Below are 26062 nucleotides of genomic sequence, written 5' to 3' on the forward strand. Positions count from 1 at the left end.
GTCGGGATAGTCACGTTCGAACGCCGGGACAGATGTTACGATGGTGATAATAAAGTACGGTTCGGGCGGTAGTTTCACGCACATGAGTCGGAGTACGCGGGACGCGCTAGCTGGTGGGTTCGCGAACGTCATCTCGTTCGACCTCGAACACTGGTACACCGCAACGCTGTTGCGCGACGAGGTGGACGATCCGATCGATCGGATCGAAACGTCCGTCGAAATCGTCCTCGATGTCCTCGACGAGCACGAGACGGCTGCGACGTTCTTCGTGGTCGGCGACGTGGCCCGCGAGTATCCGGAACTGATCGAGCGGGTCGCGGACGCCGGCCACGAGATCGCCTCCCACGGTCAGACGCACACCCCGCTGTTCGAACTCACGCCGGAAGCGTTCACGGAGGAACTCGACGCGAGCGCCGACGCGATCGAGACGGCGATCGGTCGACGGCCGACGGGGTTTCGTGCGCCCAACTTCTCGGTTACGCCACGAACCCGCTGGGCGTTCGACGCGCTTCTCGAGACGGGGTATCGGTACGATTCGAGCGTGTTTCCAGTCAAAACGCCGATGTACGGTGTCAACGGTGCACCGGTGTCCCCCTACTGGGTCGATCGCCGCCGTCCGTTCATCGACGCCTCCCCCAGCGATACCGACGACCTGTTCGAACTCCCGTTGGCAGTGTTCCATCCCCGAGTCCGGATTCCGACTGCTGGCGGGTTCTACGGTCGGATTCTACCGAGGTGGCTACTCTCGCGCGGGATCTCGAACCTCAACCGACGAGGGATTCCCGCCACCATCTACTTTCATCCCTGGGAGTTCAACCCCGAGGTCCGGGTCGATGGCGTGCCCGCACACAAACGGTTCATCAGCTTTCACGGTCTCGATCGGGCACGCGAGAAACTCGGAGAGCTCTTGGCTGCTCACGAGTTTACGACCTGTAAACGGGTGATGGAGCTCTATGACCACTGAGTACGCGCTCCGAAAGGCCGACGACACCGAGTGGGAACGGTTCGTCGAGAACCGGGCGAACGCGACGGTGTTTCATACTCTCGGCTGGAAACGGGCGGTCGAATCGGCGTTCGGCTACACGCCGCGATATCGACTGGTTACCGACCGGGATCGAACCGTCGCCGCCGTTCCCGGGTTCGAGGTCCCCGCCGTGTTCGGGACGACCGTGACGACCCCGTTCGGGGAGTACGGGTTCCCGCTGCTCGACGACGAGAGCGAACCGATACTCGCCGCGTTGGCCGATGCGATCCCACCGTTCGAGACGCTGATCCTCAAGGAATCCGACTGGACCGAAACGACCGGCTACAGCGCGGCTGGCTTCGGCGGCGTCGAGACGGGGATTTGCCTCCAACTCGGTGTCGATCGTCCATTCGAGGCAGTCTGGGACGACTCGTTTGCGAGCGGTGCTCGCCGGAACGTCCGCAAGGCTCGCGAATCCGGCGTGACCGTCAGCGAAGCCGACTCCATCGATCCGTACTACCCGCTCTATCTCCGGACGATGCGTCGGCTGGGTAGCCCGCCGTTTCCCGCCGCGTTCTTCGCGGCCCTCATGGAGAAACTCACCGAGAGCGTAACGCTCCTGTGTGCGAACTACGACGGAGAGGTGATCGCCGGCTTGCTCGCGTTCGAATACGACGACCGCTGTCTGATCTGGAGCAACGCCTCGACGCCCGAGGTGTGGGACTACAAACCCAACGACCTGTTGTACGCCGAGATTATCCGTCGGGCCTGTGAGGGCGATGCGTCGGTCGTCGACTTCGGCCGAAACGAGCGTGGCTCGAACGTTCACGAGTTCAAGACACAGTTCGGCGGCGCGGAGACACAGTTGACGAGTCTCGTTTACCCGCCCGGACGGACCGGGGTGGCGTCGATCGACGAGTACAAACGAATCGCTCCGGTGGCACGCGCGTTCGCGCCGCTGGTCACCAACCGGACGCTCGGTCCGTGGCTCAAGTGGTGGATACACGAATGAGAACGAACACCCTGCTCGCGGTCGTAACCGGTGCATTCGTTACGGCCGCCTCGAACCTCTACTGGTGGCACAGAACACGAACGATCCGCGAGGGACTCGCGGTAAGCAGTGCTCGCGACGAGGCGATCGACGAGCGACAGACCGAGGCGAGGCGAACGCTCGAAACGGCTGCACAGCAGGCGGGCGTGGCGCCGGATGAACTCCCGGTGGCGATCGAGTCCCTTCGGGAGCGAATCGCGGCCGCCGAAAAGGAACGGGACACCGCGAAAAGCGAAGTGGGATCGCTCACCAGTCGATGGGCCGAACGCTGGTGGCAGGCCCGAACGGCCGAGATGGACGGTCCGCGGGCGCTCGCGATCACGATCGAGGGCGACGCGGACGAGGCTCGCGCGCTCGCAAAATACGCTCCCGAGTACAACGAGGGTGTGACGATCGTCACGACCGAGCCCGATCACACCTTCGTCGTGACCGTCGGCGATGCGATGGCCGACCTCGACGCTACCGACTTGGCCGCTGAACTGACGGCCGTCGCGGGCGGCGGGGCGGGCGGATCGTCGAGGCGGGCGACCGGTGGGGGCGCGTCGGAGGAACTCGCGGCGGCGGCGTCCGGTCTCGCCGACCGGCTGTCGGGTGAGATCGACTAACGGGCGTCGAGGATCGACTCGTAGAGGTCGAGGTGGCGTTTCCCGACGGCCTCCCACGAGAACCGCTTTGCCTGTCTCTCGCTGTTCTTCGCGAACTCCGCGCGCAGATCGTCGTTCTCGAGGACGGCGACGATGGCGTTCGCCAGACGGGCCGCGTTTTTCGGGGGAACGACCAGCCCGCTTCCCGATCGCTCGACGAGCCTCGGGAAGTCCCCGATCGAGGAGGTGACGACCGGCGTGGCGAAAGAGAAGGCGGTCGCGAGCGCGCCGCTGTGGCCCTTCATCCCGCCCTCGGAGTGATAGGGCATCACCGCGAGGGCGGCCCGCGAGAAGAGTTCGCCGACGCGATCGTTCGGAACGAACTCGTTGTGGACCTCGAAGTGCTCGCCGTGGGTCGCGATGATCCTCGCCGTCCGCGCCGAGAGGCTTCCCGAGCCGGCGACGACGAGTTCGATGTCCGGGAGTTCCTCGCTCGCGAGGACGACCGCCTCCGCGAGGGTGTCGAGCCCCTTCGAGGGGATGACGTTGCCGAAAAACAGCAGCGTGTGTCGTTCCTCGGGTCGTTCCTCGTAATCGTACTCCGAGAAGAAGTCGTAGGTTCCATGGGGGATGACCGCCAGCTCCGACTCCTCGAATGACTGCTCGAGGAGGGCTTCGTGCTGGCTTCGCGTGTGAACGACCGTCTTCGCGAGGTCGACTTCCGGGACGAGCGCCCCCGCGAGGCGTTCCGCGAGAACCGGCGGCCGGGTGATCGGAAACCGGGTCGCCGAAACCTCGTGGCGCGTGACGACTAGCGGGTAGCGATCGAGATCGTACCGCCCGGCGAAGAACTTCACGTACGGGAAGAAGCCGGTTGGATCGTGAACGATATCGGGATCGATGTCGTGAACCCGCTCGAGCGAGCGATACGACCACATCGCCCGGAGGTTCTCACGGACGTTGAACTCGTAGTCGTATAGGTCGGGAAGGGAGAGCGAGATCGGTTCGAACGCGTCGATGACGCGAACGTCCTCGGAGAAGACGTCGTCGGCGGTGGTCTCGGTGGGTTTGAGCACCGTCACGTCGGCGTGTCGTGCCGTCGCGTTCGCGAGTTCGGCCGCGTAGTGCGGGAACCCCCCCGTGTTCTGCGTGACGAGATACACCAGTTCCATCGCTCGAAGTGAACACGCGAAATAATATAACTCTTTTTACATATGTGTAATTGGATAGGTCGATCACCGCCCCGGAGTGCAGAGGCGGTCGCGGATGTCGTTGGGCCGACAGGGTTACGTCGGTGATGGCCGTGGGCATCGATATGATCGGCGGAGAGGGAGGGCGGCGGCTCGTGGATCGAGCGTTTCGGGCGACGCTCACGGGACTGTATCGGCCCGACGGCGTACGGTGTCCGATCGTCCTCTACCACGGCGTGACGGAGTCGGGCGGACCGTGGGGGGTCACCCCGGCGTGCTTTCGCCGACAGATCGAGTGGCTCTCCCGGACGTTCGACCTTTTCACTCTACACGGGGCGGTGAGTCGGTGGCGGGACGGCACGCTCCCGTCGAACCCGGCGGTAGTGACCTTCGACGACGGGCTTCGTTCGACGGTCGAGAACGCGCTTCCGGTTCTCGAGGAGTACGGCGTGCCGGCGACTCACTACCTCGTTCCCGGCCTCTTCGGGGAGCCCTTCGAGGGGGCACGAGTCATGGATCGCGGGGACGTTTCGGCCCTCGTAGCACGCGGCCACGAGATCGGTGCACACACGATGACGCATCCCGACCTGACCGCCGTCGATCGTCGGACGGCCCGCCGGGAGATCGCGGAGTCGCGGGACGCGATCGCGGCGATCACCGGCGAGAAGCCGACGAGTTTCGCCTATCCCTACGGTGCGTTCGACGACACTGTTACCGATCTAGTTCGAGAGGCGGGCTACGAAACCGCGACGACGGTCATCGGATCGGACATCGTCGACTTCACCGCACCGTTCACCCTCTCGCGGATCACGATCATGCGTCAGCACGATCTATCAGCGGTTAAATCATTGATTAACGGGGATCGGCGATGGCAACGGATGATCGACGAAGTCACCGCTCGACCGCTCTAGACGGTATTCTTCGTCATCGTTCCGGTTCTCTTTCGAGATGAACGATTCGATACGAAATGAAACGTCTCACTATTCCTGCAATTATATATATCCACATATACCTACAGGTACCTAATGAGCAGTATCGAGACGGTGAGCGCTACACCATCCGATCCGATGGATCTGATCGAGGCGTTCTACGAACACCGAGGGGGCTCGTGCAGGGGGGAGACGTATCTGGTTCTCGACACGGGGAACTACATCACCTACGCGTTTCGACCGGAATCCCGAGCGATCGAGTGGCTCGTAGATCGCCTCGCCGGCGACGACTGGAAGAGCCGTCTTGGAGTGCTCGCGATCGAGATCGTCGCCTCGATCCCGGAACTCCTCCCGTTCGTACCGATACTTCGTTCGGAGACCCTCTCCGTCCCAGTCGAGGATCCGTTCGACGTCGCGGTCATCGGCGACCGGATTACGATGCTGGGGTTGGATCGCGGTCGAGTGTACACGATCGCCACCGACGATCAGGCGAAACTCCAGCGTGAGATCGAACGGCGAAAGCAACTTCCCGACTCGATCAACACGGCACCGATCGTCGAGGACGACCCCGAGTACCCGTACGTCATCAAGGAGTACCTCGACGGACGGGAACTCGCGGATCCGATAACGGAGTGGGATCTACTGCTCGACGCCCTCGAACAGCTCACTGCCCTCTACGAGACCGACCGCCACCGGGTCGAGACCGCCACCGCGGTTCGGACACTCGAAGCGGAGTTGACGGCCGGAACCGAAACGACCGAACCCGTCCGGAGCGGGCTGGCGCTCCTCGACGAACTCGAGTTACCGCCGGTCCTCCATCGTGGGTCGATCCACGGCGACCTCCACGCCGGGAACGTCTTCATCAACGACGCGGTGTACCTCCTCGATTGGGAGGACATCCGGGAGGACTACGTGATCGACGATTTCTTCAGACCGTTCGTCATTCACCAGTACAACACGCCGCTCCATCGGCTGTTCGTCGAGATGATGGACGGTCGGGGAACCGGGGGTCGAATCATGGCCGAGTACGCGCAAACGATCGGCCCGTCGGCGTACGGCGACTCGAACACCTACTCCGGGCTCCCGCTGTTCTACCTCCTCTCGCTGACCGCGGACGTCGGTACGCATGGCTCGCTTCGTGGGCCATGTCGCGAACTCCTCTCCGATGTCGTCTCCGCGTACCGCTGATCATACAGCCGGACTGATCACCCACCGACGCCCGTTCGTGTCCGACACCGGGTGCCAGTTCATTCGTCACTAAAATCATCCGGCTCGGACCTGTAATCGATCTGGAAGTATATAACCGCAGGCGTCATAGAGCCACCGAATGGATATCTCCCGCTCGGCGTTGAAGGTCTTTCTCGCGAAGGGGGGCAACGCGGTCGTGTTCTTCGCCGGCATCACGGTGTTCGCCCGCGAGTTGGGACCGACACAGATCGGGATCTTCTTCCTGTTTCAGACGGTGCTCGGGCTGACGACCATCGTCGCGGACTTCGGGGTTCGCGGCGCGCTCGAAAAGCGCCTGAGCGAGGGCCAACAGCCGGGGACGATGCTGGCGACCGCGATCGCGGTGAAACTCGTGACCGTCGCCGGGGCGGCCGGGCTGATTCTGCTGGTCCGGCCGTACCTCAACGGGTACCTCGGCGGCGAGTTCGCGATCTACCTCGTGATCGCGCTGGTGATCCAGGAGTTCGCGGACCTGTTCATCCAGGCGGTCCGGGGCGAGCTCCGCGTCGGAGAGACGGCCATCATCGAGTTCGCCCGCGAGGCGGTCTGGGTCACGAGCGGGCTGGCGTTCGTGTGGGCCGGCTACGGGGTCGAGGGCCTGATCTACGGGCTCATCCTCGGATCGACGACGGCGGCCTGCTGGGCGTTCGTCAAACTCGAGACGCGCGTCGGCCGGCCGGCCGAACTCTCGGCGTGGTCGCTGTACGACTACGCGAAGTACTACTTCCTCTCGTCGGTCAGCGGGCAGGTCTACCAGTGGATGGACGTCGCGATCATCGGGCTGTTTCTGACCTACGCGGACGTCGGGGCCTACGAGGTCGCCTGGGAGGTGACGCTGTTGGTGTTGCTGGTCAGCAAGACCCTCTCGATCACGCTGTTCCCCCAGATGAGCCAGTGGAGTTCCGAGGCGGCCGTCGATCGGATCGAGGCGGTCGTCCCGGAGGCAATCGGGGTCGCGCTGTTCCTCTCGATCCCCGCGTTCGTCGGGGTGTTCGTGCTTAACTACGAGGTCCTAGCGACCGTCTTCGGTTCGGAGTACACCATTGCGGCGGGCGTCCTCGTGGTGTTGATGATCGAGAAGGTCTTCCAGTCGGTCAACGACGTACTGGGTAGCACGCTTCGTGGCATCGACCGGGTCGATCTCGTTGCACGGGCGGTCGTGGTGACGATCGCGATCAACCTCGTGCTCAACGTCGCGCTCGTGCTCACCGTCGGACTGCTGGGTGCGGCGATCGCGACCACGACCGCAGCGATCGTTCAGACGCTCCTCAACGGCCGCTATCTCTCCCAGAACATCACCCTGCGTGTGCCGTACCGACTCGTCGCGTGGTCGACGGTCAGTGCGGCGGCGATGGGGCTGGTCGTCTGGGGGGTCCGTACGGCCCTTCCCTTCGAGGGGATCGCCTTGCTCGCGATCTGTGTCGGTGTCGGGGTCGCGAGCTATCTGTCGTTCTCGGCCGTCATCCCTTCGCTCCGACGACAGGTTGTCGTGCCCGGCGTACGGGTACTCGTATCGTTTCTCCGGCCCCCGAAATCGCTCTCGGACTCCTCATGAGCGACACCTCTCGAGTAGTCTACAGATGGCTACCGAAGTCTCCGATCCTCGAGACACCGATCGAAGGGGTTACTGGCGCGAGGGCCGCCTGTCCACCCGCGGTGACGTGATGTTAATTCCGTTATAGTTATACGTGTCTGACTGATCGTTACGGATATGACCTCCGGGGGGGGATCGTTTCGGGGTGCACGCTCGATGGCGGATCCGGAAGCGTTCGGTGGCGGGTCCGGGACGATCCACGAGATCCGACTGTCCTGTCGGGCCGTCGCCGTGTCGATGGGGAGCCTTCTCGTCGCGTTCTGGGCCGTCGTCGGAGCCGCCTCGTTCGGTATCGAGCTTTCACTGGTACAGAACGCTCTCGGAGTCGTACTACTGACGCTCGCTCCGGGATTTCTCCTCCTCCTGTTCGTCGATCACGGCATCGACGACGTCGGCGAAGTACTCCTCTACGTCGTCGGGTTCAGTCTGGTGTTTCTCGCCGCCACGAGCATGGTTGTCAGCCTCCTGTACCCGTTGTTCGGTATCGACGATCCCCTCTCGTTTCTCCCGCTTTCGCTCACCGTCAGCGCGGTCTGTCTCGTGTTAACGGTCCTGTCGTATTGGCGGGATCGAAGTGTCGTCCTCCGGGTTCCGTCGCTCGCTCCACGGGATGGCAAGATCGCCGCGTTCCTGCTCTGCCTGCCGGTGCTCGCAGCGATAGCCGCTCACCGGATGAACGTCGCGGGGAGCAACTGGTTGATGTACGTGTTTCTCCTGCTTGTGGCCGTCGTCGTACTCGTTTCGATCAGCGCCCTCCCTCCGAAGCTCTACCCGCTCGCCGTGTTCGCCGTCGCGGCGGGGATCTTCCTCCACCGCAACCTGATCACCAACGCGGTCGTCGGATCGGACATCCAGGTGAACTACTTCTTCGTCCAATTGTTGTTGGAAAACGGCGTCTGGGAGGCGGGGCTGGGTGATGACGTCTACTCCTCGATTCCCGTCGTCGGGGCCGTTCCGGCCGTCTACTCGGTCGTGACCGGTATCGATCTGGCGCTCGTGTTCAAACTGCTCTTCTCGCTGCTGTTTGCCCTCGTCCCGGTCGGGGTCTACTACGCGTTCAAGGACACCTTCGGAGCGAACGCGGCCCTCGTTGGGGCGTACTTCTTCGTGTTATATTTCCGGGCGTTCAACGGGACGCCGGGAAAGACGCGCATCGCCCAACTGTTCGTGGTGTTGCTCCTTCTGGTGTTGATCACCGATCGGGACCGACTTCCCGGAAAGGAGTGGATCGGGTTCGTCTTCGGGCTGGGGCTGGTCTTCTCACACTACACCACGACCTACATCGTCGTCATCTCGCTCGCGGTCGCGTACGTGCTCGGTCGGATCTACGAGGCGTATTCGGGCGAGGACCTCGGATGGGGGATCGTCGGGACCTACGCGGTCGCGTTGGGCGGGACGGCGATCGGGTGGTACGCGCTTACGACCCCGGGGATGATCGAGAGCGTCGCGACCGTTCTTGCGGGGATCCCGACCGAACTCTACGCTGCCCTCTCGGGCGAGGCGTCCCACCGGTCGGGCGCGAGCGCGGTAGAGGAGGGATCCGGTATCATGTATCTGCTTACCCTGCTCGTTCACATGGTTCTCATGGCGTTGGCCGGGATCGGCGTCGTCTCACAGGCGTTCGTCGGGCTGTTCTCGGCCGACCGGCGACAGCGACCCGAAGCGATCAAACTGGCGACCCTCGCAGTACCCATGTTGATGTTTCTCGGCGCGTCCTACTTCGTCACGGGCAATCTGGGCGCCGACCGGATGTATCAGATCGTTCTCGTCGTGTTGGCCCCGTTCATGCCGGTCGGCGCGCTCGCGCTCGTGGGGCTCGCCGGCGCGATCCGCGACATCGACATACCAGTTTGGCGGCCGATTCTGGGGGTGTTGGCGCTCCTCCTGTTGCTCAATACGGGCGTCGCCTACAACGCGGTCGGCGCACCCGTCACCTCCGACATCGCCCTCGATAAGGACACCCACTCGCTCGCGTACACCGACGCGGAGATCGACGGCGGCGAGTGGATCGACGACACCAGCACCGATGCCCCGGTCGTCTACACCGACAGCTACACCGGCGAGATGTTCCGAGGGATCGTTCCGGAGTCGTACTCCGATGCGAGCGTGATACAGATCAAGGTCGACTGGAAGCCCGGAATCGAGTTCTCTGAGGGATACGTCTACGTCCGTGCACGCGCCGTCGTCGACGCCGCGGCCTACGACGGGGAGCCACCGCAGTACTACCTCACGGAATCGGAACGAGCGGCGATCGAGCGCTCGACGAACAAGGTCTACACGAGCGGCGAGGCCGACGTGTTCCGCTACGACGGCACCGAGACACGGGAGTTCGGACGCGACGGGGCCTGATCCGAATCAGGCGATTCGGTACATCCCTTGGCGGGCTTTCATCCAGAGGCTGTCGTCGTCGATGTTCTCGACGGGTTGGTAGGTGAAGTACCGATTCGCGCTTGGTGTCCCGCCGGCCCCTGCCGCCTCGACGACGCCAGTCAATCCCTCCGCGTCGAAATAGCGGGCGGCGTTCGGGCCGACGACCGAGCGGTAGAACGCCTCGACGCCCGGTGCGGCGACGGCCGTACCGGCGGGATCGTCCGAGGAGAACCCCTCGATTTGGTTATACGCGAGGAAACTGTTTGCGAGTTCCGAGCCGATGTCGAGACGGATCCCGTCGGCGCCCGACGGGACCTGAACGAGGTTCTGGGAGACGATCGACCGCTCGCTGGCCGTGATCTCGATCCCCGCCCGATTGGATTCCCCCTCGATCCGGTTGTTCACGACGCGAACCGCGGGAGCACCGATCCGGATGCCGACGGCCGAATCCGACGCCGGATGGGTGTAGGTGTGGTTCAGCGAGACGATCGCGCTCTCCTGGTTGACGACGATCTCGGTGTCGAACCCCGCGACGATGTTGTTGATGACCTTCGCGTCGTTCATGTTCTCGATACGGATACCGACGCTCTCGCCGTCCGCACCGGTCGTCGAGAGGACGCGATTGAAGTTGAGCCGCGGTTCGGTCGTCGTCTCGTTCGGATTACAGTTGATCCCGTAGCGCCCCGCATAGAGATCCGTATGCGAGACCCGCCCGGTGTAGCCGGTCATCCGGATCGCGTCGCCGCCGTCGGCAGTGTTGACCAGAGCGAGACCGGTGATCTGGGTGTCGTTGCCCGCCACCTCGACGATCGGTCCCTCGTCGGCGGCGCGCAGGCCGTCGCCGCCGATGGCGTCCAGCGCCTGTCGGTAGACGCCGTCGCCACAGAGGATCGTGTTCTGGGGGATCCTGATCGGGATTTCCCCGCTCACGTCGATCTCGCCGGCGATGCGCACCACCGACGACTCCTCGAGGGCGCGCTGGAGGTCCGCCGCGGAGGTTTCACCGTCCTCCCCATCGTCCTCGCCGACGATCGTTCCGCCCCCTGACCCGCTCGGACCGACGAGCGTCGAGATACCGTATCCCGCGACGCCGCCGGCCGCCATCGCCATCGCCTCCCGTCGCGAAACGCCCTCGCGGATCGCGTCGGGAACTCGACCCGACCCCTCCATCAGTTCGACCAGCCGTTCCTCGACCCGTCGATCGACGAGGCGTTCGACCTGCTCGTTCGTCAGTGCCTCCCCGTGTTTCATGCCCGCGGTTTCGTCTCGACGGTGTAAATATGTTGTCTTAGTGATCCGTTCGGGACTGTCCGGTCGGTCGATTCGATCTATCACGAAACTCGTTATTGCGTCACACGGCTCTACGACGGCGTTCGACGGCGAATCCGGCTGTCACTGTCGGAAAGCCCGTTGGATGAATTAACGGATCGAACGACCGTAGGAACTGTCACGTTTATATCAATTGCGGCAGTACGTTCGGACGATGCAAGACACCGTCGACGAGTCTGCCACCTTCTCGTCGTTCCGGCAAGTCCCTGCCGACTTGGTCGTCGTCGGACTGGTCGTGGCCCTCGTCATCGTGACGACGTTCCCCGTGATCGAGGACTCCCTCTTTGCAACCGCAGTGCGCGCGGTTTTCGTCGGATTCGTACCGGGATACGCCCTCATCGCCGCGCTGTTTCCGAGCGCGGATACGGACACGGACACCGCCGAAACGGCCCACACACGCCGAGGGGGCTCGGACGGTCGAATCACCCGTCTCGAACGGTTCGCACTCTCGATCGCCGCCAGCGGTGGTCTCCTCGGGGCCGTCGCCGGAGGGTTGGTCGCGACGTCCGTCACCGGGGGCACCACGGCGGCGATACGGATTCTGGCTCTAGTGACGGCCGCGCTCCTGATCGTCGCAGTGATCCGGCGGATGGCGCTTTCTCCGTCCGAGCGGTTCGGCCGGCCGGCCACGGTGTGGGTCGATCTCCTCAACCCGTTCGGATCGGGGCGGTCCGGCGGGGACCTGCTCTCGACGGTCGCGTTCGGATTCGTCGTACTGCTGGTCATCAGTAGCGCTGCGTACGCGATGGTCCCGGTCCAAGAGGAGGGTTACACCGAACTGTATCTGCTTCACGAGGAGGACGGCGATCCCGTTTCGGAGGAGTATCCGACCGAACTCACTGCCGGCCAACAACAGCCCCTGATCGTCGGCATCGGGAACCAGGAGGGAACGGCGACCACCTACACCGTCGTCGTCCAACTCCAGGAGGTCGAGACGGAGGGCTCTCAGCTGACCGTCCAGTCGGCGACGGAACTCGATCGGTTCGAGCTCTCGCTGGAGGACGGCGAGACCGTCGAGACTGAACACGTCGTCAGCCCCGACCAGTCGGGCCAGAACCTGCGACTCACCTACCTGTTGTACGTCGGGGACCCCCCCGAGTCGCCGAGCGAGGAGAACGCCTACCGCAGCACCTACGTCTGGGTAGACGTCACCGAATCCGGCGGTTGAGGACGACGTTCGTTCCTCTACGCAATAGTCAAGTGCGTCCGTTCTGATATCAGAGACATGTCATCTACCGGCCCGGATCCGACGGTTTCGGTCATCGTCCCCTACAGCGCGTCACACACGCCCGAACGGATGCTGGAGGAGGCGAAGCGATCGATCGACCGTCAGTCGGTTCCGACGGAAACGCTCGTCGTCGAGGACCCCGAGGGACGTGGACCGGCGACGACGCGCAATCGGGGTCTCGAGCGCGCCGACACGCGCTACGTCGCCTTTCTCGACGCCGACGACCTGTGGAAGCCCGACAAACTGCAACGACAACTGAGACGGATGGAACGGACGGGTGCAGGACTCTGTCTCGACGGCGATCCCTCGATGTCTCGCGACGACTTCTTCTACGAACTGTTCGTCGGCGACCTCAACGAGGTCATGTCCTCGATCCTGCTGGACACCGAGCAGGTCGAGGTACGCTTCGAGGAGGACCTCGAGCGGTGGGAGGATCACCTCTTCGCGCTCGAAGCCGCGCAGGCGGGCGTCTGTCTCTGTCGCGAGACGTTCACCGTCCGGTATCACGAGACGAGTCTGTCCGCGGACCGGATCAACGCCACCCACTACCTGACCGAGGGCAAGAAGTACGTCTCGTTCGCCAGCGAGCGCGTCCCCGAGGTCAGCCCCTTCACCTACGTCTTCTACCGGCAGATGTACTTCGCGATGGGCTACTACCTCCACAAGGACGGGGAGTACCGGCGGGCGATGAGCTACTTCGTCCGATCGCTCCAGATCGGTGTCTCCCCGCTGCCGGTCGTCGGACTGATCGGAAGCACCGTGTTCTATCTCGTCGACGTGTTGTTCGGATCCGACCGCTGAACCGACCGCCAGACGAGATCCGGAGACGGCGCTGTGAATCCCGTCGGCCAATCGCTCAATTAACACCGAGTGGTGTGCGAATCCGTCAGAAGGATATAATTATCGGCGCAGTGTAGATCCGGTGATGAAAATCGCGTACGTCCTCTCGCAGAACAGCGGGGGGCTCCCCCATTATGCCGCCCAACTCGCGAACGCGGTCGCAAAGCACGCCGACGTGACGGTGCTCAAACCCACCGAGACCACCGCCGACGACGTCTTCTCCGAGGACGTGCGGGTACTCAACGCCTTCGAGTCGATGAACATCTCGCTGCCCGAACTTCGCAAGTTCAACTTCGACGTCCGGCGTAACCTGTCGGCGCTCGCCTCCTATAAGAACCTCCGACTGATCGAGGCGGTCGATCCCGACGTCGTCCACGATCCCACGGACCTGTTCCCGCAGGTGAAGTTCTATGCGAAGCGCTATCGGCTGGACGAGCGCTATCCATTCGTGGTAACGTATCACGAGGTGCCGATCGAGCGGTTCCCGATCTCCCGGCCGCCGGACGCCCTCGAGGAACTCGTCGATACGCTGATCCCCGATCTCGACGTTCGGCGCTCGATCGTCCACACCGAGAACCAGCGGCGGGTGCTTCGGGAGCGAGTCCCCGATCCGGAGTCGATCTCGGTCATCCCCCACGGCGTCAACGACATGTTCGGCGACTACGACTACGAGAAGCACCCTGAAGAGGACCACACCGTCCTCTTTTTCGGCAACATCATCCCCGCGAAGGGGATCGACACGCTGGTGAAGGCCGTCTCTATCGTCCGCGAGCGGATCCCCGACGTCACCCTCGTCATCGCCGGCAACGGCCGGCTCGGAAAACGCTCACGGACGGTCATCGATCGGTATCCCGAGAATTTCGAGGTCCACGACTACTTCATCCCGAACGAAACAGTAGGGGAGTTCTTCTCGCGGGCCGCGCTCGTTGCGGTCCCGTATCGCCAGCAGAAGGGCGGAACGAAGGGTCACAGCGGCGCGCTCGCGACCGCCTTTGCCTTCGGCAAGCCGGTGGTCGCCTCCTCGGCGGGCGACTTCCCGAGACAGGTCGGCGAGTCCGGTGCTGGGACAATCGTTCCTCCGAAGGACCCCGAGACGCTCGCCGACGCGATCATCGATCTGCTCGAAAATCCCGAGAAACGCGCGCGGATGGCCGAGAACAGCGCCGCGGAGGGCGAACGCCTCTCGTGGGATTCGATCGCGGAGGTCCACCTCGACCTCTACGAGTCGGTTCTCGACGAACGCTGATCAGAGGCTGATGTTCCGGCGGATCGGCGGGCCGATCAGTTCGGTCACCTTCAACGGCAGGCGCTCCCAAACGTCCTTGAGGCGATCGTACTTCTCGTCGTCTGGGTCCGGGAGCGTCGTCGAGGCATCGGGGAAGGAGTGATAGTCGTCGAACCACACCTTCTCACCGCCCCAACTCTTCTTGAAGCTATAGACGCCGGTTCCCTCCCGGGTCCGTCCCAACGTGTACGTCGAGCAGCCCGACTCGCAGGCGTCCTCGATCCCGTTCCACAGAAGGAAGCTCCCGCCCTGCAGGTCACGATACTCGTAGTCGGTGATCCCGCCCCAGTCGAAACACCGATCGCCGTAGAGAAATCGGATCTGGCCGTTGATCAGGCGGTCGTCCTTCAGCGCCAGTTCGACGGTCATGTGATCGCCGAGGTCGTCCCACAACTGCGTGAAAAACGAAAACGAGTGTGGCGGACTCCCGAAGTCACGCATGTTTCGCAGGTACAGGTCGTAGTACCGCCGCAGGTCCGCTTTCGAGGTCGCTCTCTCGTACTCGACGCCCTCCTTTCGGGCCTTGCGGACGTGCGTACGGTTCGAGCCGTCGAGCGAGTCCCATACCGCCTCCGAACCGCCCGACAGGGAGATGTCGAACGTAACGAAGCGGTTTTGCTTCTCGAATCCCGGCGGGTCGCCGAGGTCCCGTCCCCGGAGGCTGACGAAATCCACGCCGAGTTCGTCGGCGAGGTCGCGGACGGGTTCGAGCAAGAGGTCGGTCGCCGCCTCGGGGGCGTCCTCTCTGCTCACGACCGATCCGTACGCGCTGTAAGGCATCGAGACCAGTTGGTCGCCGAACAGACGACTCCTCATGTAGACGAGAGGTACGCAGGCGAGCAGGTCCCCGTCTTCTTCGACGGCGAAGCGATAGGTCCGATGGCCACACGCCTCACACAGCGCCCCCCACGCCCAGCCGTCGAACACCGGTCCTCCGTTGTCCTCCACGAACCCCTCCCATCGATCCGCATCTGTCACCCTGATGACTCGCATCGTGTTCGGAATCCAACTCCTTCCTATAAATAGACTGGCGTTGCCGATTCAGGGTGCCAGCCGACCGTCCACCAACGTCCGGAGTCCGTCTTCGAGCGCGACCGTCGGTTCGTACCCGAGGTGTTCGCGGGCCTTTTCGATCTCGGCACGGCTTCTGTCGATGTCGCCATCGCGGCCCTCGGTGTAGACGACCTCCGAGTCCGATCCCGTGACGTCCCGAACGGTTCGCGCGAGGTCGTCGATTGTCGTCGTCTCCCCCGTCCCGACGTTGTACGCCTCGCCGACGTACTCCGTTTCCATCGCCAACAGGTTCGCCCGGACGATGTCCGAGACGTGGACGAAATCCCGGGTCTGGGAGCCGTCGCCGTGGACCGTGATCGGTTCGCCGGTACGGGCCTGATCGAGGAAGACGCTGATAACACCACTATAATCGCCGGCGGTCTGGCGCGGGCCGTAGGCGTTGAAGTACCTGAGGACGACCGTCGGCAGGTCGTAGAGGTCGTTGTAGACGCGGGCGTACTGGTCGATACTCAGTTTCTCGATGCCGTAGGGCGATTCGGGCGTTTTCGGGGCCGATTCGGGGATCGGTACCGACTCGGGCTGGCCGTAGATCGCCGCGCTCGATGCGAGGACACAGCGGGCGTCGTGTTTCCGGGCGGCCTCCAGAAGCGAGAGGGTCGCGTCGACGTTGACGGCGTGGCTGTACTCCGGATCCTCGATCGAACGGTCGACGCTGACGCTTGCCGCCTGATGGAAGATTACGTCCGCGTCCGCGGCGGCATCCTCTAGGACTTCCGCATCGCGGATATCGCCCTCGACGACACCCGCTGCCGGGTGGAGGTTCGATCGATGCCCGCTGGAAAAGTCGTCGAGGACGGTGACCTCGTGGTCGGAAACGAGCGCGTCGGTCAGGTGGCTGCCGATGAACCCGGCCCCGCCGGTGACGAGTACGTTCACGGTACAACCCTTACGTCAACTAACAAAAACCTATCGGAATTTGATATTTTTACAGCCGGCGCGACGAGGAACGATCGAACCTGTAGCTATAAACCGCGTCGTGGATCAGGGTTCGGTATGACCACCGCAAGCGCACCGGGGAAGGTGTATCTCTTCGGCGAGCACGCCGTCGTCTACGGCGAGCCCGCGGTCCCGTGTGCGATCTCGCGCCGGGCGTGGGTCACCGCCGAACGCCGTGCGGACAGCCGGCTCCGGGTCCACGCCGAGGACCTCTCGCTCGACGGCTTCACCGTCGAGTACAGCGGCGAGACCGACACGGCGCCCGACGTCGACGTCTCGCCGGGACTGATCCGGGCGGCGATGGGCTACGTCGACGCCGCGGTCTCGCAGGCCCGCGAGGCGGCGGACACGCCCGAGGCGGGCTTCGACATCACCATCGAGAGCGAGATCCCGCTGGGGGCGGGACTCGGCTCCTCGGCCGCCGTCGTCGTCGCGGGCATCGAGGCCGCGACCCGCGAACTGGGCGTCGAGCTGAGTACGGAGGAGATCGCCGACCGGGCCTATCGCGCGGAGCACGAGGTCCAGGAGGGCCAGGCCTCGCGGGCCGATACGTTCTGTTCTGCTACCGGCGGGGCGGTCCGGGTCGAGGGCGAGGACTGCCGGGCGATCGAGTCGCCGGACCTCCCCTTCGTCATCGGCTTCGACGGCGGTGCGGGAAACACGGGCGAACTCGTTTCGGGAGTTCGAAAACTGCGCGAGCGCTACCCCTTCGCAGCCGATACGGTCGAGACGGTCGGCGACATCGTCCGGCAGGGCGAGCGCGCGCTCGCGGAGGGCGATATCGAGGAACTGGGAACACTGATGGATTTCAACCATGGCCTACTCTCGGCGCTTGGGGTCTCCTCGCGGTCGCTCGACCGGATGGTCTGGGCGGCCCGCGACGCGGGCGCCCACGGTGCGAAGCTGACGGGCGCGGGCGGCGGGGGCTGTATCGTCGCGCTCGACGAGACCGAGGAGACCGAGACCGCACTCAGGTTTACGCCGGGGTGTGAGGAGGGCTTTCGGGCCGAACTCGACGACGAGGGGGTGTGCCTCGCGTGATCGTTCTCAAGCTCGGGGGCTCGGTGATCACCGAGAAGGACCGCGAAGAGACGGTCGACGAGGAACGACTCGCGTCCCTCGCGGAAACCCTCGCTGGTCACGAGGACTTCGTCGTCGTCCACGGTGCGGGGAGCTTCGGCCACCGCTACGCGGCGAAACACGGCGTCTCGCGGACCGAGGGAACTCACGACGCGGCGGCGGTTCGGGAGATCCACGCCTCGATGGAACGGTTGAACGGGCATGTACTGGGGGCCCTCGGTGCCGAGGACGTCCCCGCAGTGCCCGTCGATCCGTTCTCGCTCGCCTACCGGTCCCGAGACGGAACCCTCGGGCTCCCGCTCGACGGGATCGAGACGACACTCGCCGAGGGGTTCGTCCCGGTGACGTACGGCGACGTGATCACCCAGCGGGAAAAGGGCGCGACGATCATCAGCGGCGACGAACTCGTCGTCGCGCTCGCGGAGGGACTGGACGCCGACGGGGTAGGGCTGTGTTCGACGGTTCCGGGCGTCCTTGACGACACGGGCGCGGTTATCCCCCGGATCGGGAGCTATGACGAGGTCGAGGCGTATCTCGGGGGAAGCGAGTCGACGGACGTCACCGGCGGGATGGCCGCGAAAGTGCGGGCGCTGCTGAATCTCGACGTCCCGGCCTCGGTCTTCGGGCCGGACGCCCTCGAAGCGTTCCTCGCGGACGGATCGGCAGGGACGCGCATCGACTGAGCCTGCCGGAACGTTTTTATCGGCTATCGGAGATGTATTCCTCATGGTACGGACACCGGGATGGGGCGTCGTCTCGGCGAGCGCGTATCTCCTCGCGCTGTCGCTGTTCGTTCTGACGTTCGACAGTGTGCCGTTGAGCGGCCCGCTCGCCCTCGTCGTCGTCGCCGGCAGCGTCGGGCTGGTGGCGTTTCTGGGTCGACTTCACCCGCGTCCGGCGGTCGCGCTGGCGGATCGGCGCCTGCACGCCGTCCTCGCGGCGGTTCCGCTCGTAATCTTCCTCGTGAGCGTGTACGTTCCCGGCGTGGCGTTCGTTTCGCCGGTCGACCCATTGACGTGGATACTCCTGTGCTGGTCGATGGCAGGGGTCGCACTGTACGCAAGCGTCACGAACGCCCAAGCGCGCCACTACGAGGAGCAATCGGAGCGGGTCGTCCACCTGCGGGTGCGTCCGACCGCCCGGACGCGCCGACGGCGAGCGGCCCTGTTCGGGGTCCTCGGCGTGGTGTTGATCGTCGGAGTGTGGCTGGTCAGTGTTCCGTCCGTGTCTCGTTCGTTCGTGATGGGATTGGGCTTCTCGGCGCTGTTTTCTGGGGTTTTAGGTGCGAGACGTCCGCGGACCTACCGGCTGGTCGACGGCGGGCTGATCCGCCAGGACGGTGGCGCGCGCGTCGGCATGATTCGTCTCCCGCTCGCGGATCGAGACGGCCGAACGCGGCGATGAGCGACTACGGCTCGAACGCCGCGGGACGTGGTGGCCGGAGACGGCGTTCGTCGTCGAGGACGTCGGCGGCGACCGGGAGGCGGCGACGCGTTGGTTCGAGGGGACCACCGGATCATTGGCGGTCGGACGAGCACCCTAAGACGCGGATCCGAATCGGAACCCACGTAGTTTATACGGACGGGTCGCGTAGCGCCGCGTAACGAAACCCGCGGGTAATGCGGCCGTTGCCGCATGCGGGAACTCGAAAGCGTTCGGGACCTGTCGACTCACGGTGATGCGGTGCCGGGAGCGTCCGCGGTTTTCAATGAGCGCGTTCGCCATCAGGCGAGCGGCTATACATCCAACTATGGAAATCGAAATCGCAACAATCGGCGGCTACGAGGAAGTCGGACGGCAGATGACCGCCGTCCGCGCTGGCGACGACGTCGTCATCTTCGACATGGGGCTCAACCTGTCGAAGGTCCTCATCCACGACAACGTACAGACCGAAAAGATGCACAGCCTCGATCTGATCGACATGGGCGCGATCCCCGACGATCGTGTGATGTCCGACATCGAGGGTGACGTGCAGGCGATCGTCCCGACCCACGGTCACCTCGACCACATCGGCGCGCTCAGCAAGCTCGCCCACCGCTACGACGCGCCGATCGTCGCTACCCCGTTCACGATCGAACTCGTAAAACAGGAGATCCAGGACGAGAACAAGTTCATGGTCGAGAACGACCTCCAGAAGATGGAGGCCGGATCCTCGATGGAGATCGGCAACGGCCTCGAACTCGAGTTCGTCAACGTCACACACTCGATCATCGACGCGATCAACCCCGTCCTGCATACCCCCGAGGGTGCGATCGTCTACGGGCTCGACAAGCGCATGGACCACACGCCCGTGATCGGCGATCCGATCGACATGGAGCGCTTTCGCGAGATCGGCCGCGAGGGCGAGGGCGTGCTGTGTTACATCGAGGACTGCACCAACGCGAACAAGAAGGGTCGAACCCCCAGCGAGGCGGTCGCACGCCGCCACCTGAAGGACGTCATGACGAGCATCGAGGACTACGACGGCGGGATCGTCGCGACCACGTTCTCCAGTCACATCGCTCGCGTGAAGTCGCTCGTCGAGTTCGCCCAGGACATCGACCGCACGCCCATTCTCCTCGGCCGGTCGATGGAGAAGTACTCCGGAACGGCGGAACGACTCGGCTTCATCGACTTCCCCGACGAGGTGGGGATGTTCGGCCACCGGAAATCGGTCGACCGCACCTTCAAGCGCATCATGAACGAGGGCAAGGAGAACTTCCTGCCCATCGTCACGGGCCACCAGGGCGAACCGCGCGCGATGCTCACCCGGATGGGACGGGGCGAGACGCCCTACCAGCTCGACGACGGCGACAAAGTGCTCTTTTCGGCCCGCGTCATCCCGGAGCCGACCAACGAGGGCCAGCGCTACCAATCGGAGAACCTGCTGCGGATGCAGGGTGCGCGAATCTACGACGAGATTCACGTCTCGGGTCACCTCTGTCAGGAAGGCCACTACGAGATGCTGGATGCCCTCCAGCCCCAACACGTCATCCCAGCTCACCAGAACATGAAAGGCTACTCGGGCTACGTCGACCTCGCACAGGGTCAGGGTTACGAACTCGGTCGTGACCTTCACGTCACGCACAACGGGAACGTCATCCAGCTGGTCGAGTAGCATGACCCACTCAGAGGCACGGTCGGTGACCGAGGCGGTGACCGAGCGCCGCGAGCGGGTCAACGAGGCGATCGACGAGGAGCTACCGATCGTCCGGCCCGAACGGCTCTACGAGGCGTCGCGATACCTACTGAAGGCGGGCGGGAAACGCCTCCGACCGGCGGTCTTGCTGTTGGTCGCCGAGGCGCTCGGTGACGTCGAACCGCTCTCGACGAACTACCGCGAGTTCCCGACGCTCGACGGGAGCGCGGAACGTGGTTCCGCGAACGACGCGAGCGGCCAGCCGCGAGCGCCGGAGACGATCGACGTGATGCGTGCGGCGGTGTCGATCGAGACCATCCAGTCGTTTACGCTGATCCACGACGACATCATGGACGACGACGACCTCCGACGGGGCGTCCCGGCGGTCCACCGCGAGTACGACCTCGAGACCGCGATCCTCGCCGGCGATACGCTCTACTCGAAGGCCTTCGAGATCATGCTCGAGAGCGGTGCAGCACCGGAACGAGGTCTCCGGGCCGTGCGCACGCTGGCTCGTACCTGTACGAGGATCTGTGAGGGACAGTCGCTCGACGTCGACTTCGAGTCGCGAGGCGACGTCACTCGGGAGGAGTACCTCGAGATGGTCGAACTCAAGACCGCCGTGCTCTACGGGGCGTCGTCGAGCGTTCCGGCCATCCTGCTGGGGGCCGATCAAGAGACCGTCGACGCGCTCTACCGCTACGGACTGAACGCCGGGACGGCGTTCCAGATCCAAGACGACGTGCTCGATCTGACCGTTCCCAGCGAGACGCTTGGCAAACAGCGCGGGAGCGACCTCGTGGAAGGCAAACGGACGCTGATCACGCTCCACGCCCGCGAGGCGGGTATCAACGTCGACTCGCTGATCGAGACTGACAGCGTCGACGCCGTCACCGAGGGCGAGATCGACGACGCCGTTTCGACGCTCGAATCCGCCGGCAGCATCGAGTACGCCCGAGAGAAGGCCGAGTCGCTTGTCCGCGAGGGTAAAGAAGAACTCGCCGTCCTCCCGGACAACGAGGCCCGTGCCCAGCTCGAATCGATCGCCGACTTCCTGATCGAGCGCGGCTACTAGGTCCCCAGCCCCGATCAGTTTTCTTTTCACCCACTCGCGCGAACCACCCGGTAATGGACCAGGAGCTGCGAGAGCGGATCGAACGGGAGGCCGAAAAGCACGCGCTGATGAACGCCGTCAAACACGACGGGGAGGCCGACGTGGGCGCGATTATGGGTCCGCTCATGGGCGAGAACCCCGAGTTCCGGCCACACGGCGACGAGATCCCCGGCATCGCCGCCCCGATCGCCGGGCGGGTCAACGATCTCGGGTCCGAGGAACGCCACGAACGACTGGCTAATCTCGCACCCGACCTGCTCGAGGAACTGGAGGCCGACGAGGAGGAGGACGAGCACGTCCTGCCCGATCTGCCCAACGCAGAGGAGTACGACGAGATCCGGATGCGCTGTGCCCCGAACCCGAACGGGCCGTGGCACCTCGGCCACGCCCGGATGCCCGCGGTGATCGGCACGTACAAAGAGCGCTACGACGGCTCGATGCTCTGTCGGTTCGACGACACCGACCCCGAGACCAAACGTCCGGATCTCGACGCCTACGACGCGATTCTCGACGCTATCGAATATCTCGGGTTCGAGGCCGACGAGGTCATCCGCGCGAGCGATCGAGTTGAGACCTACTACGAGTATGCGAGAGGGCTGATCGAGAAGGATGGGGCCTACACCTGCACCTGTCCCGCGGAGACGTTCTCGGAGCTGAAGAACTCGGGCGAGGCCTGTCCGCACCGTGAGAAGGGGGTCGAGGAAAGTATGGACGAGTTCGAGGCGATGGTCGACGGCGAGTACGACGCCGGCGAGATCGTCCTCAGAGTTCGTACCGACATCACCCACAAGAACCCCGCGTTGCGGGACTGGGTAGCCTTCCGGATGATCGACCGCCCGCACCCCCGCGAGGAGGCCGCCGAGTACCGCTGCTGGCCGATGCTCGACTTCCAGTCCGGCGTCGACGACCACCTCACGGGGATCACCCACATCGTTCGGGGAATCGACCTGCAGGACTCCGCGAAGCGCCAGCGCTTCCTCTACGAGTACTTCGGCTGGGAGTACCCGGAGGTGATTCACTGGGGCCACGTCCAGATCGACGCTTACGACGTGAAGATGAGCACCTCGCGGATCAAGGAGCTGATCGAGACGGGCGAACTCGACGGATGGGACGACCCCCGCGCCCCGACGATCGCGAGCGTGCGCCGGCGCGGGATCCACGGCGAGGCACTCACGGAAGCGATGATCGAACTGGGCACCTCGACCACCGACGTGGATCTGGCGATGAGCACCGTCTACGCCAAAAACAGGGAACGAATCGACGACGGCTCCGATCGGTACTTCCTCGTCCGAGACGGCAAGCGGATCGACCTGTCGGGCGACGGTCCTGACGCGGCCGAACCGCCCCGCCATCCCGACCACGAGGAGCGTGGCACGCGCGAGATTCCCGTCGAGGACGCCGTCCTTGTCGAACCCGTGGATCTCCCCGGGGAGGGCGAGCGCATCTGGCTCAAGGGGCTCGGGTGCGTGCGCTACTCGGATGAGGGGTTCGCGTTCACCGGCGACGACATCGACGCCGTGCGCGAGGGGGGTGTCGACGTGATCCACTGGGTGCCCGAGGAAGGGAGCGTCCCCGTCCGACTGCGGACGATGGACGGGGATAGCGAGGGACGGGCCGAACCCGAGTTCGCCGACACGGAAGCGGATGAGATGGTGCAGTTCGAGCGGATCGGCTTCGCGAGGGTCGACGAGCACGCCGACGTCGAATCGGTGGCGTACTTCGCTCACCCCTGATCACGTCCAGTCGACGTCATCGAGGGGTTCGGCGACGACGCCCTCTTGCTGGACGAGCACCCGGGCGTGGGCGGTACAGACCACCCGGTCGTCGGCCCACGGGACGTGGAGTCTGACCGCTCCCGAACGTTTGCAACCGTTTTCGGCACAGATTCGGATATCAGTCATCGCTGTAGCGGCGTTTCTGCGCGAGTGCCGCCTCTGATCCGTACTCGTCGACCAACGGCTTGAAGCTCCCGCCGAGTTCGCGCATACACATCCGCGTCGAGACGAACCCCAACTCCTCGGCGACCTCGTCCCACGGGTGGCCCTGCAGGACCTTTCGGACGAGCAGGCGTTCCCCTCGGTCGGTAAGCGGCGCCTCGCCGTCGATCAGGTGCGAGACGGCGAGCGGGCGAAAGCTCCCCGGCGCGATATCGAAGGCCCCGGGACCGTAGGCCGCACTCGCGACGTGGATCCAGTCGCGCTCCGTGAGATCGGGATCGACGACAGTATCGACGGAGCCGAGCGCGGCACGGACCACGTCGGGATCGATGTCGTCGAGGGGGTCCGAAAGTGTTCCTTCGATCCGGTCGGCGAACCACGCGGCGTGGCGATCGTGGAGGTCGTATCCAGAATCGCTCGTCGGCGCGAGCATGACCGCCGAGTATTCGCCGCTGGCGTCGTTTCGCGTCGTCGAGAGGTGAACCGTCGAGAAGCTGTTTTCCGTCCAGAAGTCGAGGAGTTCGGGCGTCGCGCCGTAGCCGACGCCGAGCCAATCGACCTCATCGTCGAACTCCCAGCGAATCTCCGAAAGCAGGCGGGAGCCAAGGCCGATCGAACGAACCGCATCGTGGGTGGCGATCCTGAGCACCCGCCAGCCGACCGGCTCGCCAGCCCGCTCGTCGCGCAACTGGCTCGTCAGTAGGTCGGGGATCATGTTCCCGCGGATCCGGCCGCCGTCGTAGAGCTCTCGTCGGGTTTCGGCGGAGAGGCCACCCTCGCGGGCCAGCAGTGCGACGCTCGTGACGTGGCCGTCGTGGGTCAGTGCGCGCACCGAGAGGTTGGGCGCGTCGAGAAGCCTCGCCAAGTCGTTGGGCTCGGTCCGGTAGTGAGCCGTGACGAGCAGGCCGAAGACCTCTCGAAGCAGGCCCTCGTCGGCCGCGAGGGCCGACTTCGAAAGCCGTCGATAGACGGTCGTCTCGGGTGTCGCGTCGGTGACCAGTTGTGCTGCCGGCGGTCGCGCATCGAGCAACAACGCGCGGAACGCCCACACCTCGACGGGATCGCCCGCGGCGTAGCGGATGGGGTCGACCATGTTCGTGGAACGAACCTCGTGGTCGCTCCCCTCTAGACGGTCGCGAAAGCGCACGGAAAACCCTCGACCTGCTCCCTCGTAGCCGTGGATCGTGGTGGTGAAGGCGACCCGGTCGATCCCGAGACAGCGTTCGAGGACGCGAACCGGCAGGGCCGCCGCCTCGTCGACGAGCAGCACGTCCGATTCCTCCTCTACGATATCGAGCGGTCGAACGAAACGAACCCTCCCGCCCGCAGTGGTTTCGAGGTCGTACTTCTCGTCGCGTTCGAGCGATCCCTCGAGCAGTTCGCGGGCGCGTGCGAACACCTCGGCAGCGTTTCGGGCGTCGGGGGCGGTCACGAGCACGTCCTCGCCCTCGGCCGCCAGCGCGCCCGCCGCGAGGCCGGCGGCACTCGACTTGCCACGCCCGCGGTCGGCTTCGATCACGACCGCGCGGCCGTCCTCGCGGAGGGCTTCGAGCGCGGAGAGCGCCGCGGCCTGGTCGCCCGTCAGGCAGGCTTCGTAGGCCGCCCGTGGGAACTTCCGGTCGTCGGGGATCGAAACCGGGGCGCGTTCGTGACGCGGCGCTGGGCGAGTCAAGCCGTCGCGTTCGGTTTCGCCGGAGTCGACGTTCGCGATAGCGATCCCGGGGTGCACTAGGAGAAGCGCGACGATGCGCTCGCGAAAGCGTCCGGTCACGTCGCGTTCCTCGAACGGTGGGACCGCGAGGCTCGCGTCGAACCCGTCGCGCCGGTCGGGCCAACTATCGAAGTCGGGTGCGAGCAGGATCAACAGCCCGCCGCCGTCGACGACGCCCGTGAGTCGCCCGAGCGCGTTCGGCTCGAAGCGGTCGTGGGCGTCGTAGACGACGACCTCGCGGGTGGTTCCGAGCAGTTCGCCGGTCCGTTTCGGATCGAGTTGCTCGCAGGGAAGGCTCTCACGATCGCCAACGAGGGTAGTGTCGGTTACCGGGACGGGAAGGGCATCGAGAACTCCCCGGAGGGCGTCGAATCCGCGTTCGCGGTCGCCGGCCAGCACGAGCAGTCGCCGTTCGTTCGTCTCCCGGGCCTCCCTGAGGAGGCGGGTAGCGACCGCGGGTAGGTCCATGTCCCGGCTTGGAAACGGGGCCGTATGGCCGTT

General features: G+C 64.6%; 22 protein-coding genes. 16 read left to right on the forward strand and 6 right to left on the reverse strand.

The annotated features are described in order from the left end of the window. Positions 1-82 precede the first annotated feature (82 nt). Genes HAPAU_RS08915 through HAPAU_RS08925 form a run of 3 tightly spaced genes read left to right on the forward strand, consistent with a single transcriptional unit; the run spans position 83 to position 2620 of the window. Positions 83-964 (forward strand): polysaccharide deacetylase family protein, encoded by an 882-nt coding sequence (locus HAPAU_RS08915; protein ID WP_066381707.1) that lies wholly within the window; start codon positions 83-85, stop codon positions 962-964. After that, positions 954-1976 (forward strand): lipid II:glycine glycyltransferase FemX, encoded by a 1023-nt coding sequence (locus HAPAU_RS08920; protein WP_066381714.1) that lies wholly within the window; start codon positions 954-956, stop codon positions 1974-1976. Before HAPAU_RS08915 ends, HAPAU_RS08920 begins: the two co-directional genes overlap by 11 nt. Further along, positions 1973-2620 (forward strand): hypothetical protein, encoded by a 648-nt coding sequence (locus HAPAU_RS08925; RefSeq protein WP_066381716.1) that lies wholly within the window; start codon positions 1973-1975, stop codon positions 2618-2620. Before HAPAU_RS08920 ends, HAPAU_RS08925 begins: the two co-directional genes overlap by 4 nt. On the opposite strand, the gene HAPAU_RS08930 is transcribed toward HAPAU_RS08925, so the two are convergent. Next, positions 2617-3771, reverse strand: coding sequence for a glycosyltransferase family 4 protein (locus HAPAU_RS08930; RefSeq protein ID WP_066381718.1), 1155 nt, complete (start codon positions 3769-3771; stop codon positions 2617-2619). The two genes, HAPAU_RS08925 and HAPAU_RS08930, sit on opposite strands and share 4 nt — an antisense overlap. Positions 3772-3914: 143 nt before the next feature. Here HAPAU_RS08930 and HAPAU_RS08935 point away from each other — a divergent pair, with 143 nt between their 5' ends. From HAPAU_RS08935 to HAPAU_RS08950, 4 genes are all read left to right on the forward strand, one after another. Next, positions 3915-4700 carry a polysaccharide deacetylase family protein gene (locus HAPAU_RS08935; protein WP_245634061.1) on the forward strand — a complete coding sequence of 262 codons (786 nt, stop codon included), beginning with the start codon at positions 3915-3917 and terminating at the stop codon, positions 4698-4700. Positions 4701-4814: 114 nt separating this feature from the next. Then, entirely contained in the window at positions 4815-5906 is a 1092-nt protein-coding gene (locus HAPAU_RS08940; protein ID WP_066381725.1) for a phosphotransferase, read from the forward strand. Between the two features lie 139 nt (positions 5907-6045). Further along, a complete protein-coding gene (locus HAPAU_RS08945; RefSeq protein ID WP_066381727.1) occupies positions 6046-7500 on the forward strand; it encodes an oligosaccharide flippase family protein in 1455 nt (484 codons plus the stop codon). 156 nt (positions 7501-7656) lie between these two features. After that, the gene (locus HAPAU_RS08950; protein ID WP_066381728.1) at positions 7657-9888 is read left to right on the forward strand and encodes a DUF2206 domain-containing protein; all 2232 of its coding nucleotides are present in this window, start codon (positions 7657-7659) and stop codon (positions 9886-9888) included. A gap of 6 nt (positions 9889-9894) precedes the next feature. On the opposite strand, the gene HAPAU_RS08955 is transcribed toward HAPAU_RS08950, so the two are convergent. Then, positions 9895-11160 carry a hypothetical protein gene (locus HAPAU_RS08955; RefSeq protein WP_066381729.1) on the reverse strand — a complete coding sequence of 422 codons (1266 nt, stop codon included), beginning with the start codon at positions 11158-11160 and terminating at the stop codon, positions 9895-9897. A gap of 232 nt (positions 11161-11392) precedes the next feature. On the opposite strand from HAPAU_RS08955, the gene HAPAU_RS08960 reads away from it, so the two are divergent. The 3 genes from HAPAU_RS08960 (at position 11393) to HAPAU_RS08970 (ending at position 14552) form a co-directional block, all read left to right on the forward strand. Continuing rightward, positions 11393-12406, forward strand: coding sequence for a DUF1616 domain-containing protein (locus tag HAPAU_RS08960; RefSeq protein ID WP_066381733.1), 1014 nt, complete (start codon positions 11393-11395; stop codon positions 12404-12406). A gap of 57 nt (positions 12407-12463) precedes the next feature. Beyond that, positions 12464-13267, forward strand: a complete 804-nt coding sequence (locus HAPAU_RS08965; protein WP_066381735.1) for a glycosyltransferase family 2 protein — start codon at positions 12464-12466, stop codon at positions 13265-13267. A 124-nt stretch (positions 13268-13391) separates the two neighbouring features. Next, entirely contained in the window at positions 13392-14552 is a 1161-nt protein-coding gene (locus HAPAU_RS08970) for a glycosyltransferase family 4 protein (protein WP_066381738.1), read from the forward strand. Here HAPAU_RS08970 and HAPAU_RS08975 read toward each other — a convergent pair whose 3' ends face one another. After that, the gene (locus HAPAU_RS08975; RefSeq protein ID WP_066381739.1) at positions 14553-15584 is read right to left on the reverse strand and encodes a lipid II:glycine glycyltransferase FemX; all 1032 of its coding nucleotides are present in this window, start codon (positions 15582-15584) and stop codon (positions 14553-14555) included. 48 nt (positions 15585-15632) lie between these two features. Next, positions 15633-16541 (reverse strand): NAD-dependent epimerase/dehydratase family protein, encoded by a 909-nt coding sequence (locus HAPAU_RS08980; RefSeq protein WP_066381741.1) that lies wholly within the window; start codon positions 16539-16541, stop codon positions 15633-15635. Positions 16542-16658: 117 nt separating this feature from the next. On the opposite strand from HAPAU_RS08980, the gene mvk reads away from it, so the two are divergent. From mvk to HAPAU_RS09010, 6 genes are all read left to right on the forward strand, one after another. Then, positions 16659-17642, forward strand: a complete 984-nt coding sequence (mvk, locus tag HAPAU_RS08985) for a mevalonate kinase (RefSeq protein ID WP_066381743.1) — start codon at positions 16659-16661, stop codon at positions 17640-17642. Beyond that, on the forward strand, positions 17639-18364 hold the full coding sequence (locus HAPAU_RS08990; RefSeq protein ID WP_066381746.1) for an isopentenyl phosphate kinase: 726 nt from the start codon (positions 17639-17641) through the stop codon (positions 18362-18364). The genes mvk and HAPAU_RS08990 overlap by 4 nt, the downstream gene beginning before the upstream one ends. 43 nt (positions 18365-18407) lie before the next feature. Next, positions 18408-19085 (forward strand): hypothetical protein, encoded by a 678-nt coding sequence (locus HAPAU_RS08995; RefSeq protein ID WP_066381748.1) that lies wholly within the window; start codon positions 18408-18410, stop codon positions 19083-19085. A 346-nt stretch (positions 19086-19431) separates the two neighbouring features. Continuing rightward, the gene (locus tag HAPAU_RS09000) at positions 19432-20778 is read left to right on the forward strand and encodes a ribonuclease J (protein WP_066381750.1); all 1347 of its coding nucleotides are present in this window, start codon (positions 19432-19434) and stop codon (positions 20776-20778) included. A 1-nt stretch (position 20779) separates the two neighbouring features. After that, positions 20780-21874 carry a geranylfarnesyl diphosphate synthase gene (idsA3, locus tag HAPAU_RS09005; RefSeq protein WP_066381753.1) on the forward strand — a complete coding sequence of 365 codons (1095 nt, stop codon included), beginning with the start codon at positions 20780-20782 and terminating at the stop codon, positions 21872-21874. Positions 21875-21927: 53 nt separating this feature from the next. Further along, a complete protein-coding gene (locus HAPAU_RS09010) occupies positions 21928-23646 on the forward strand; it encodes a glutamate--tRNA ligase (protein ID WP_066381754.1) in 1719 nt (572 codons plus the stop codon). Here the strand turns inward: HAPAU_RS09010 and HAPAU_RS21630 are convergent, their stop codons facing one another. Together HAPAU_RS21630 and tmcA are read right to left on the reverse strand one after the other, a co-directional pair. Continuing rightward, on the reverse strand, positions 23647-23814 hold the full coding sequence (locus HAPAU_RS21630; RefSeq protein WP_169802620.1) for a hypothetical protein: 168 nt from the start codon (positions 23812-23814) through the stop codon (positions 23647-23649). Beyond that, the gene (gene tmcA / locus HAPAU_RS09015) at positions 23807-26029 is read right to left on the reverse strand and encodes a tRNA(Met) cytidine acetyltransferase TmcA (RefSeq protein ID WP_066381755.1); all 2223 of its coding nucleotides are present in this window, start codon (positions 26027-26029) and stop codon (positions 23807-23809) included. Before tmcA ends, HAPAU_RS21630 begins: the two co-directional genes overlap by 8 nt. Between the last annotated feature and the right edge of the window lie 33 nt (positions 26030-26062).

The sequence above is a fragment of the Halalkalicoccus paucihalophilus genome, from assembly GCF_001593955.1.
Lineage (GTDB): Archaea > Halobacteriota > Halobacteria > Halobacteriales > Halalkalicoccaceae > Halalkalicoccus > Halalkalicoccus paucihalophilus.